General features: G+C 34.3%; 10 protein-coding genes. 3 read left to right on the plus strand and 7 right to left on the minus strand.

The features are described 5' to 3' along the window. Window positions 1-124: 124 nt before the first annotated feature. The 6 genes from BLR17_RS07285 to BLR17_RS07310 all read right to left on the minus strand — a co-directional run bounded on the left by BLR17_RS07285 (window position 125) and on the right by BLR17_RS07310 (window position 6,113). Window positions 125-2,041: a vWA domain-containing protein gene (locus BLR17_RS07285; protein WP_066324854.1), complete on the minus strand. Its 1,917-nt coding sequence runs from the start codon at window positions 2,039-2,041 to the stop codon at window positions 125-127. Between the two features lie 40 nt (window positions 2,042-2,081). After that, complete coding sequence (locus tag BLR17_RS07290) at window positions 2,082-3,245, minus strand: carboxypeptidase-like regulatory domain-containing protein (protein ID WP_066324851.1); 1,164 nt, start codon at window positions 3,243-3,245, stop codon at window positions 2,082-2,084. 2 nt (window positions 3,246-3,247) lie between these two features. Beyond that, window positions 3,248-3,748 carry an RNA polymerase sigma factor gene (locus BLR17_RS07295; RefSeq protein ID WP_066324848.1) on the minus strand — a complete coding sequence of 167 codons (501 nt, stop codon included), beginning with the start codon at window positions 3,746-3,748 and terminating at the stop codon, window positions 3,248-3,250. A 281-nt stretch (window positions 3,749-4,029) separates the two neighbouring features. Beyond that, window positions 4,030-4,545, minus strand: coding sequence for a hypothetical protein (locus BLR17_RS07300; RefSeq protein ID WP_066324846.1), 516 nt, complete (start codon window positions 4,543-4,545; stop codon window positions 4,030-4,032). 11 nt (window positions 4,546-4,556) lie between these two features. Beyond that, window positions 4,557-5,273, minus strand: coding sequence for a 3-ketoacyl-ACP reductase (locus BLR17_RS07305; RefSeq protein ID WP_066324844.1), 717 nt, complete (start codon window positions 5,271-5,273; stop codon window positions 4,557-4,559). Between the two features lie 3 nt (window positions 5,274-5,276). Continuing rightward, window positions 5,277-6,113 (minus strand): DUF6929 family protein, encoded by an 837-nt coding sequence (locus tag BLR17_RS07310; protein ID WP_066324842.1) that lies wholly within the window; start codon window positions 6,111-6,113, stop codon window positions 5,277-5,279. A 122-nt stretch (window positions 6,114-6,235) separates the two neighbouring features. Between BLR17_RS07310 and BLR17_RS07315 the strand changes: the two genes are divergently transcribed. Beyond that, window positions 6,236-7,114: a PPK2 family polyphosphate kinase gene (locus tag BLR17_RS07315; RefSeq protein ID WP_066324839.1), complete on the plus strand. Its 879-nt coding sequence runs from the start codon at window positions 6,236-6,238 to the stop codon at window positions 7,112-7,114. 82 nt (window positions 7,115-7,196) lie between these two features. Here BLR17_RS07315 and BLR17_RS07320 read toward each other — a convergent pair whose 3' ends face one another. After that, on the minus strand, window positions 7,197-7,739 hold the full coding sequence (locus tag BLR17_RS07320; RefSeq protein ID WP_066324837.1) for a hypothetical protein: 543 nt from the start codon (window positions 7,737-7,739) through the stop codon (window positions 7,197-7,199). A gap of 373 nt (window positions 7,740-8,112) precedes the next feature. Between BLR17_RS07320 and BLR17_RS07325 the strand changes: the two genes are divergently transcribed. Beyond that, complete coding sequence (locus BLR17_RS07325; protein WP_066325088.1) at window positions 8,113-9,549, plus strand: PhoX family protein; 1,437 nt, start codon at window positions 8,113-8,115, stop codon at window positions 9,547-9,549. Between the two features lie 73 nt (window positions 9,550-9,622). Further along, on the plus strand, window positions 9,623-11,392 hold the full coding sequence (locus BLR17_RS07330) for a cytochrome c peroxidase (protein ID WP_066324835.1): 1,770 nt from the start codon (window positions 9,623-9,625) through the stop codon (window positions 11,390-11,392). The last annotated feature ends 159 nt before the right edge of the window (window positions 11,393-11,551 follow it).

Consider the following 11,551-nt stretch of genomic DNA (forward strand, 5'->3'; position numbering starts at 1 on the left):
GGAATTTAAGTAGAAGAGCTTAATGAAATTTAATTTTCTTAATGGTTTTTGTTTTTTTACCGTATAAGTCACATAAGTAAAGAAAATAAGCTTAAATGACTTATATGGTTTAATAATATTTCAATTATTGAACGGTTTCCACCAATCTCACAAACTCCGCTTTGTATCCTTCAGGATCTTTGGAAAGGGCTTGTTTGGATAGTTTTAAAATTGATTTTGATTCTTTGTCGGTTACGAGTTTAGAATCTCTTAATTTCAATCCAAACCAGGCTACAGCAGCGCTAAATTTGAAATCTTCAGAAGCTGTAGCTAAGTTTTTGGTTTTGTCTTCAATGGTTTGAATCATCTCAATACTTTTTTCTCCATCCGGTTTTTTGTAACGGAATTTTATGGTTGCTAATTCGTTGCTGTAATTAGCCGTATTAGCGGCTTGGGTATATTTCAAATCAGGAATGCTGTAATCGCTTTCGATACCCGTTGGAATAATTTCGTATAAGGCGGTAACGGTATGTCCGCTGCCTAATTCACCTGCATCGATAGCATCATTTTTAAAATCTTCAGGACGCAATTTTCGGTTTTCGTAACCAATTAATCGGTAAGCCTGAACATGTTTTGGATTGAATTCAATTTGGATTTTGACATCTTTAGCTATGGCAAACATCGAACCTTTGAATTCTTTTCCTAAAAAGCGATTGGCTTCCTGAATGTTATCAATATAAGCATAGTTTCCGTTGCCTTTATTGGCTAAGATTTCCATTTTGCTGTCTTTGTAATTTCCCATTCCGTACCCCAGACAAGTCAGGAAAATACCTGATTTTCTTTTTTCCTCAATCAAAGTTTCCATGTCTTTGTTTGATGAAGTACCTACATTAAAATCGCCGTCAGTAGCCAGAATCACACGGTTATTTCCTCCTTTGATAAAGTTGGCAATAGCAGTTTTGTAAGCCAATTCAATTCCGGCACCACCTGCCGTACTGCCTCCTGCATTCAGATTGTCCAAAGCATCGATAATGGTTTGTTTTTGATCTCCGGAAGTTGGAGGCAATACCATTCCCGCAGCTCCGGCATAAACTACAATCGCTACTTTGTCTTCTTTTCTTAATTCGTTTACCAAAATTTTAAAAGATTGTTTGAGTAATGGAAGTTTGTTAGGATCACTCATTGAACCGGAGACATCAATAAGGAAAACCAAATTGGAAGCCGGTAAATTTTCGGTTGGAATGTTTTTGCCCTGCAATCCTATTTTTAGCAATTGATGTTTGCTGTTCCAGGGACAATTACTGTATTCAGTATTAATCGAAAATGGATGGTTGTCCTTAGGTTGTGGGTAATTGTATTTAAAAAAGTTCATCATTTCTTCAATTCGAACGGCATCTTTAGGAACAGCTTGTCCGTTATTGATAAAACGGCGAATGTTAGTATAAGAGGCATTATCCACGTCGATAGAAAAGGTTGAAAGAGGTGCTTTTTTAGGTGTCTCAAATTGGTTTTCTACAAAGGCTTCATAATCTTCCTGATTGGGAGTACTTGGTAAGGGAGGATTGATGTTTACAGTATTGGTGTTTCCATAAATTTGCGAAGGTTCCGTAATGTATTCAGCTTTTACTTTAGCCGGCATTACCATTTTTGTCATTTGAACAGGGCTGTTTGCGTTTTTTTGTTCATAAACAACGGCATCAGCAGAGCGAAGTTTGCCTTTACGAGTGTTTGCATATCCTACAACGACAATCTCTTGCAGTGATGAGGTATTAGGACTTAAACTAACATTGATTATTTTGGCGTTTTCTTTGATAATTTTTTCATATGTGTTGTAGCCAATAAAACTAAAAACCAGAATTTTCCCCTTATGAGCCTCAATAGAATAATGTCCGTTGAAATCAGTAGTGGTAGATTTTTGAGTTCCTTTAATAGTTACTGATACACCCAGAATAGGTGTTTTTGTTTCATCAGTTACTGTTCCGGTAATGGTGATTTCCTGTCCAAAAGACAGGATAGAAAAAAGCATAGCAAGGGCTAATGAAATAAGTTTTAGACTTTTCATGATAATAAAATTTAAAATGTTAGACAGTATTTTTTGCGTATTAACGCTTCAGCGGGATTCCGTTTTTAGTGGATATAATTACTACTCCATTGTAAGTTCTCTGGCCAATTACATTGCTGTATTTATAAATTTCTTCCTTGGATATAACCTGAACACTTTCGATTTTTTGTTTGTCCAATGGGGCATAGGGGCTTGTAGGGTTGGGACCAAATAAGGAAGCTTCTTCGTATGTTTCTCCGTTAATTACATACAAAGCATCTTTAATATGCGGAACTGTTTTTTCTTTTTCAGTCTTGTAAAATTTTGTAGTTCCGTATTTAGCTATTGGTTCAGCATTTTTTGCCTGATTTTTTCTGGCTTTTCCATAACCTACTACCACTACTTCGTTTAATGCATCACTGGTAGGCGAAAGTTTAGGATTGATTTTATTTGAGTTACCAACTATAGCTTCGTAACTGTTGTATCCTATCATATTGAAAATAAGTTTCTCTCCTTTTTCGGCCTGAATGATATATTTTCCATCAAAATCTGTTACAACACCAGAGTTTTTTCCCTTAATTTGAACTGTAGCACCGGGAATAGGTAAGTTGTCTTTTTCGTCTGTAATGGTACCTGTAATTGTTTTTTCTGTATTGTTATCTGTAGCAGCAATTTCTGCTTTTTCTTTATATTCATAGGCAATAGGAGCAAGACTTTTTGCTTTTACGGCTGGCATAGGCACTACCGCTAAAGTACTATTTGGTTCCTGAATCATTAAGGCATCTTCCTGAGATGTTGTTTCTTCTGCTTTAGCTTTAGTATCAGAAAGATTAGTTTCTGAATGATTTTCAACGATAGCAACAGGATTTGGTTTCTCTAATTGTTTTTGTAAAATCGTTGTGGCTTCGGTTTTGATATTTTCAGAAGGAGCAATGCTATCCTTAATGTTTTCGTTTTTTTGTAAAACGATTCTGGTTTCGTTAGTTTTATTTGGCAAAATTATTTTAGAATCGGCTTTAAAAAACTGATATCCCAAAGAAACAAACAATAACAAAGAAGCCGCAATGGCTAATTTTTTCCAAAGTTGTGATTTTGATTGTAATGCTTTTTGCTCGAGCTTGTCTTCAACACGCGCCCAAACCTTATCCATTCCGGGAAAGTCCTGTTGCTCTGCCTTTTGAGCTGCGCTTTTGATTTTGTTAATTATTTTATCTTGATTGTCCATGACTAATTCGATTTTTGGTAATACAGATTATTTACTAATTCCTTCAATTTTGTTTTTGAAGCATTCAATTGTGATTTTGAAGTGCCTTCGGAAATATTAAGCATGCCGGCTATTTCTTTGTGGCTGTAGCCTTCAATTACAAAAAGGTTAAAAATAGTTTTGCATCCCACAGGAATATGATTGAGTAAATCCAGTAAATCTTCTTCTTCAAGATTCGTCATTTCATCAGTAAATGGCTGCGACAATGTTTTGACATCATCGAGATACATATTGAAGTTGGTTTTCTTTTTGATCGTTGCCAAACATTGATTGACCGCTATTTTTCTGGCCCAGGCTTCGAAAGCACCAATTTCTTTCAATTGGTCCAGTTTGGTAAAAATGATATAAAAAGCATCTGCCAGGGCTTCTTCAATTTCTTCTTCCTGTTTCAAATAGCGTTTGCAGCTGGCGTAGAGTTTAGGTGCCAAATAAGCATACACCTGACGCTGGGCATCCCGTTGCATTTTTTTGCAGGCTAATATTATATTTTCGTTTATCACAATTGTGGTCTTTCTACTAAAGAGGATAAAAAAGAGAAAAAGGTTGGGAGAGAAGTTGTTTTTTTTGAAAATTAAAATAAATTTATTGAAATTCAACAAATTAGTATTTTGTTTTTTGCCATATAAGGCATGTGAGTTTTTTAAACCATTAAGAAAATTAAGGGATTTAAGTAGAAGAGCTTAATGAAATTTAATTTTCTTAATGGTTTTTATTCTTTAGTCCATATAAGTTTTTTTAGTCGATTTTAGTGCTTGTTTTGATTTTCCTGAGTAACGAGTTTCAACGAATTGATATAATCGGTGTCAAATTCGATTACTCTTATTTTTTCAGGATTAAAACTTAATTCTCCTCCAAACTGACCTTTGGTGTCTAAAAAATCAATGATGAGTTCTTGATCATTCAGCTGAATCAGTTTCCCTAAATAAGCTGATGTAGCCGATTTTTTGGCAATTTGAAAAACACCGTATTTTTTATCCACAAAGCTTATAATTGAAGCTAAATCTTTGATGGGAATAATGTCTTTGGCATTTGTTTTTAAACCTTTTAGTCGAATTACTTTTTCGGTGAATTCATGCTCTTCATCCCTGTAAATGCGCTCTATGTTTTTGTTTTTAAGAATCACGAAGCCATCAATGATAAAATCAACGGGATTGTTTTTTAACAAAATCCAATCATCGGAGTAGTCAATAAGAAATCCGGTATAAACTTCTTTTTTATCCAGAAATTCTATTGATACCAGTTGTCTTAAGTAGTTTTCCATTTTAATTTTAATTAAGGATTTGTAGACCAAATGCTGCTGTTTTTGATAAACACGCGTCGGTTTAATTTTAGTTGGGCTATAATTAATTCGGCAATATCTTCCGATTGCATTACTTTTTCAGGGTTTCCATCGGTTAGGTTTAATTCTTTTGCCAAGTCGGTAGCCACTGTACTTGGAGTTAAAGCTGTTACTCTAATATTATGTTTTCGTACTTCCTGCATTAATGAATCGGTTAATCCTAAAACCGCAAATTTAGAAGCACTGTAAGCACTTGTCAGAGCATTTCCTGCTAATCCAGCAGTTGAAGAAATGTTGATAATATCGCCGGTTTGTCTTTCAATCATATTAGGAAGAACGGCGCGGGTTACATAATAAGTTCCCATTAAGTTCACCTGTATAATGCGTTCCCAGGCGGTAACTTCCAGTTCTAAAAAATTTCCAAAAGCAGCAATTCCTGCATTATTGATTAAAATATCAATGGTTTTGAATTCAGTTAAGGCTTTTTCTACAGCTGAATTTACGGAATTTATATCAGAAACATCGGCTGTTAATGCTAAAGTTTTTACCCCAAAAGCTTTAATTTCCCGGGCAACTTCGTCAATATCCGATTGGGTTCTGGCAACCAGAATTATATTGACGCCTTCTTTAGCCAAAGCAATTGCAACTGCTTTCCCTATACCTTTTCCGGCACCTGTAATTAGTGCATTTTTATTTTTTAAGTCAGTCATGATTTATTTTATATTTAATGATAATTTATAAATGGCTGTTTCAAGAATTTCGGTATCCTTGTCTTCGCATAGTAAAAATTCTATTTTATTATTATCGTTTTTAAAAACGGTCAGTCCTTCAAATTTATGACTGTCACTGATTTTTTGGGTGAAATCAATTTTCATGGTTTCTAAATTAATGCGTCCAATAATGCTTCCCAGTACTTCGCCATCGTCATAAGTGGATTGGGTGTCTTCGGCTGTAGCCAAAAAATAGATGCTGTTGTCAAGCTTTACGGCATCGGTAAAACTACTTACTATTCCGTTTATTTTAGGTAATTCATAATCATTAGAGCGCATGTTGAATTCCTGATTCAGTTTTTTGGCATGAAAACTAAAAAGTGTGTTTTTATTAGAAATACCATTGCCCCGATTCAAGAAATACCAGTTTTCGCCATCGTGAATTACGCCTTCAATATTGAAATCTTCGGGTTTGATGGAAGCAAAATTTTGCATTTTAGTATATAAATCGGCGAGATTGTCAGAGGCAATTTTCTTTTTTTGTGTCCAATCAAATTCAACCATTGTATTTCTTTTTGAGGTTGAACCTGATCCAAAAGCATATATGCTGTCTTGAAAACAAGTCAGGGCTTCAAAATCGGGTTTGTCCTTTTTGATGATGTTTTCGGATGGATTTTCTATCAGGGGATGACGATTTAAATTCTGTGAATTTATATGGTATTCGTATAAAAAACCGCTGTTGTCGCCAACAATGAATAAGGAATTGTCTTTGTAGATTATTCCTGAGGCAGAACCAATTCCGATGATTTGAAATAATAATTCTAATGTGAATTTTTCCATGGATATTGTTTTGAAATCCGCTATTTTAGATTAGACTAATATCTTCCGATAGCTAAATTTAAAAGTCTAAAATTATAGTATTTATTCCTTATATTTGAGAGTATAAAGTTAAAATATTCCCTATGAAATCAATTAATCCAGATGATTTTAAAGTAACCGAACCTATTAGACTTTCTGAAATACCAACGAATTTGTACAGTAAAGCCAGTGATGATGATAAGGAAGAAAAGCTTGAAAAAGTTCAGGAGAAGTTAAGTGTATTGCAGGATGTAATGTATGCTCATAATCGATATGGAGTACTCATTTGCTTGCAGGGAATGGATACTTCGGGAAAGGACAGTTTGATTCGGGAAGTTTTTAAGGAATTTAATCCCCGTGGTGTGGTGGTACATAGTTTTAAAACACCAAATTCTACTGAGCTGGAGCACGATTATTTGTGGCGGCATTATTTGGCTTTGCCTGAAAAAGGAAAGTTTGCCGTTTTTAACAGAACACATTATGAAAATGTATTGGTTACCCGAGTACATCCCGAATATATTTTGAATGAGAATTTGCCCGGAATTGAAAAGTTAGAAGATATTACAGCTGAATTTTGGGAAAATCGTTTCGAACAAATTCGAAATTTTGAGAAACATATTACCCAAAACGGAACGATTGTTTTAAAATTTTATTTTCATCTAAGTAAGGAAGAGCAACGTAAACGTTTGTTGCGCCGATTAGAAAATATGGAACACCACTGGAAATTTTCGCCGGGAGACTTAAAAGAGCGCGAACATTGGGATACGTATATGCAATATTACGAAGAAGCTATCAATAAAACCGCTGTTGAAAAAGCGTCTTGGTATATTGTTCCTGCCGATGATAAAGAAATGGCACGCTATATTGTAGCTAAGATTATTTGGGAAGAAATGCAAAAACTGACTGATATTCAGGTTCCGGATTTAGAAGAAAAAGTAAAAGCTAATTTTGCGATGTATAAAGAGCAATTGGCTAAAGAATAAAACTTTTATAAGCTTTTTTAAATGAAAAAGGTTTCATCTTAAAATTTGAGATGAAACCTTTTTGTTTTAATAACTTTTAAAGTTATAATTTAAAACCATAAGCCAGTCTAAGTGCAAATTGACCAAAACCTTTGCCCGGACTACCATCATTATTAATAGTTGGGAAATCAGAATAATGCTCATAACGCGCAGAAATATCAATGTATCTGTTTGCGAATCCAATACCTGGAGATAATAAAAAAGAGGTCTCGTTGTAATTATTAGTTACTGCAAAAGCGGCTCCTGCCTCTCCTGTTAAATAAAATTGATCATTCCACACAAAGGCTTTCAGACCCGCTTTTACCGGAATAAAACCCAAGTCATCACCATCATTTTTGCTAACAAATATGTTGTTGAAACCTGTTGTTAAGGTGATGGAATATCTTTTAGTCAGGTCATATTGCAATCTGGTATCGGCTCCCAGAGCAAGTTTGTAAGGATCTTCGTTAGCATAACCGGCATTTAAACCAAATCCTAAACGAAAACCTTGGTCATAATTTGTAGTTTCTTGTGCTTTTACTCCATTGAAAGAGCATAAGGCGAGGGCTAACATAAAAGCTGCCGTAAGTTTTTTTGTTGTTTTCATAATTTGGGGTTTTTACTGATTTTTTTATTGTTATTCTTTAAAATAACGCTACAAATGAGAGTTATTCCAGATATAATAAACGGAGTAACTTTTTAAATGTTGTGTGATTTGTTGCTTTTTTGTTTTAAAAAGTAGTGAAGTATTGAGAATCAATTGGCTGGAGTGCTTTTTTAATGCAGCTTTTTGAAGAAATTGTTTTGTTACTAATCCTGTCGTAATCTATAGGAAATATTTTGGTAATAATTAAAGTCACATGTTTGATTTTTTGTACAATAAGTAAAGTGATTGTTTAAGTTTTGATAATGTTTAGTTTAAATCGTTTTGCAATTCCTGAGCTTTCTTTGCTTTGAAAACTTTTAAAAAAACTATCAAGATGAAAAAAATTGTTTTAGGATTACTTTTAAGTGCTGCTATTGTTTCTTGCGATAACGATAAGAACGGGACAGAAGTAGTTTTAGCTGATCAATCAGTTACTCCTGTATTATTGAAGAAAAAAGAAGGATTTGAAAAATTAGAATTGTTCTCATTGTTGACTTCTGATGATGTATTGCCGGAAAGTCCAAACTTTGTTTTTGGAGGTTCAGCCGATGGAAGTGGCTTATTGAAAAATGAAGATGGGACGTTTACTTTTTTAGTAAATAACGAAGATAATTTCTCTGTTTCAAGAATCACATTAGATAACACTTTTAAGCCAATAAGAGGAGAGTATTTATTGAATTCTAATGGAGGTACATGGAGATTGTGTGGCGCTTCGATGGCTACTCCGGCGGTTAATGGCTTTGGTCCTTTGTATTTAACTTGCGGAGAATCAGGTGAAGAATCCCGTACACACGGTGTTGATCCTTATGGAGATATAGCATCTAACAATGTTTCTAAAGAATTACCAGGATTAGGAAGATTAAGCGCTGAAAATGCTTTGCCGTTAAAATCGTCTGCATTTCCTGGGAAAACAGTTGTTGTAATTGGTGATGACGATTCAGGAACTTACGGAGGTCAGGTCTTTATGTATGTTTCTAATACAGTTGGTGATCTTACAAGTGGTTCTTTGTACATGATGAAAAGAAACAACGATAATCAAAGAGAAAAAGACATGATTGCTGGTCAAAGTTACCCGGTTTCATTCGTGAAAATTGACAATCATACTACAATGACTGGTGCTCAAATTAATGCTTTGGTTAATACTTTAAAAGGGATTAAGTTTGGTAGAGTAGAGGATTTGGATTATAGAAAAGGAGAGAAAGCTGCCGACAGAGAAATTTATTTCAACGTAACGGGTCAAAACACAACTGGTGTTAATGCTGATGCTTCCAGAACAAAATATGGTAGAGTTTACCAATTGAATTTAGACGAAAATAACCCATTATCAGGAACTTTAAGAGTATTGCTTGATGGTGATGACCGTAACGGAATTGCTAAAACGTTCCAAAATCCGGATAACATTTGTGTGACTAAGAATTACGTTTATGTTCAGGAAGATGCTAATGGATATGGAGACGAAACACACGATGGATATATTTACCAATACGATATTGCTAACAAAACGTTGAAAGTGGTTGTTGAATTAGACCACCGTCGTACTGCTTCAGATGCTGCTAAATACAACGTAGGAGGAACTTCTAAATTTGGAGATTGGGAATATGGTGCTTTGATTGATGTTTCTGAGCAATTAGGAATTGATGATACTTTCTTATTAAGTGTTCAGCCTCACACCTGGACAGGAGATAAATACAAAGGAGTTGATGGAGGTACAGGTCGTCCGAATGAGCAACAAGCTAGCCAAATTGTATTAATTAAAGGATTAGCGAGATAATAAAATTTTAAAATTTTCCAGAAGTCCACGGTTTCTCATTTTGAAATCGTGGCTTTTGCTTTCTTAATTTGTTATGAAAAAAACATTCTTTTTTTTACTGTTATTGTTTGTGTTTTCTTGTAAGGAAGCGCCTAAAACCGAACAAGTAAAACAACTATTTCAAGCCGATATCACGCTTTTAATGCAATCCGTTGTTGATTTAGAAACTTTAATTAAGTCAGATGCAAGTCAGGATAAACTTCAAAAACAATTTTTAGCAGCACACCAAAATTATAAAAGAATAGAAGTTTTTAGCGAATATTATTTTCCCGAAGTTTCTAAGGCCATCAATGGTCCGGCCATTCCTGAATTTGAGGAAAATGATAAAATGATTTTAGATCCACAGGGATTTCAGGTAATTGAAGAGTTTCTGTTTCCAACTTATGATAAGAAATTAAAAGCCGAATTATTGAAAGAAACAGGGATTTTGTCGGCTAATTTGAAGCGTTTGAACCGAATTGCAGAAAGTAATGAATTTACCGATGCCCATGTTTTTGATGCGTTGCGATTGGAAGTTTTTAGGATTATCAGCATGGGAATTACAGGCTTTGATTCGCCAATAGCACAAAAATCAATTCAGGAAGCTGAGGTTTCATTGGAAGGTATTCAAAAATACTATCAACTCTATACCGATAATGAATCGGATGCCGGTTTGAAAATCATCAATCAGGCAATAAAATATTTAAAAACCAATCCTGATTTCAATCGTTTTGATCGTGCCGTTTTTATTCAAAATTATGCCAATCCGTTAAGCCGAAAATTATATCAAAGTCAAAAAAATTTGAAGATTCCGTTTTTCAATGAAATGAGAGGATTGAAAACGAATGCTCAAACCTTATTTGACGCAGCAGTTTTTGATGAAGAAGCTTTCTCAGGTTTCCCGGATTATAAAACGACTAAAGAAAAAGCTGCTTTAGGGAAATTACTTTTTAACGATCCTATTTTGTCAGGTAATAATAGCCGTTCCTGCGCTTCCTGCCATCATGCTGATAAGGTTTTTACTGATGGTTTGGAAAAAGCCCTTTCGTTTGATGGTAAATCTTTTGTAAAAAGAAATACGCCTACACTGAATAATATTGCGTTTCAACGCGTTTTTTTCTCTGATTCGAGAGTAAATTATTTAGAAGATCAGGCAGTAGCGGTGATTACAAATGTGGATGAAATGCACGGCTCTCTTGAAGAAGCTGCTAAGAAAATTAAGAACAACAAAATGTATATCGAAAAGTTTCAGACTGCATTTCCTAAAAAAGAGATTAGCGCTTTTGAAATCAAAAATGCTTTGGCTTCTTATATTCGAACATTAAGCAAGTTCGATTCTAAATTTGATCAATATATGCGTGCTGAGGTTGCTTTTACCTCTGATGAAAAAGCAGGTTTTAATCTTTTTGCAGGCAAAGCCAAATGTGCTACATGTCATTTTATTCCGTTAACTAATGGAACGGTACCTCCTAATTTTATGAAATCCGAAAGCGAAGTTTTAGGAGTTCCTGATAAAAACGGAAAATTAGATGCCGATTTAGGAAAATACAATTTGACAAAAGCCATTATTCATCGTTATTCTTTTAAAACGCCAACGATTAGAAACATAACTTTAACAGCACCGTATATGCACAATGGTGTTTTTAAAACCTTAGAAGAAGTAGTCGATTTTTATAATGAAGGCGGAGGAAAAGGATTGGGGTTTTCGTTAGAGAATCAAACTTTACCGGAAGACAAACTGAATTTAACCGATTTAGAGAAGAAACAATTGGTTGATTTTATGAAAACCCTGACCGATAAAAAATATTTGAATTATACAAAGTAAAGACAATAGCGATTTTTGGACACGAATTAGCACCAATTAACACAAATTAGTAGATTCTAAAAGAAATTCCACAAAAGAATATCTGCCAAAGGCAGATTTGTGTAATTTAATTTGTCTAAATCTGTGTTAATTAGTGCAATTTGTGTTTGATTTTTTATT

The sequence above is a fragment of the Flavobacterium glycines genome (genome assembly GCF_900100165.1).
In the GTDB taxonomy this organism is placed as follows: Bacteria; Bacteroidota; Bacteroidia; order Flavobacteriales; family Flavobacteriaceae; genus Flavobacterium; species Flavobacterium glycines.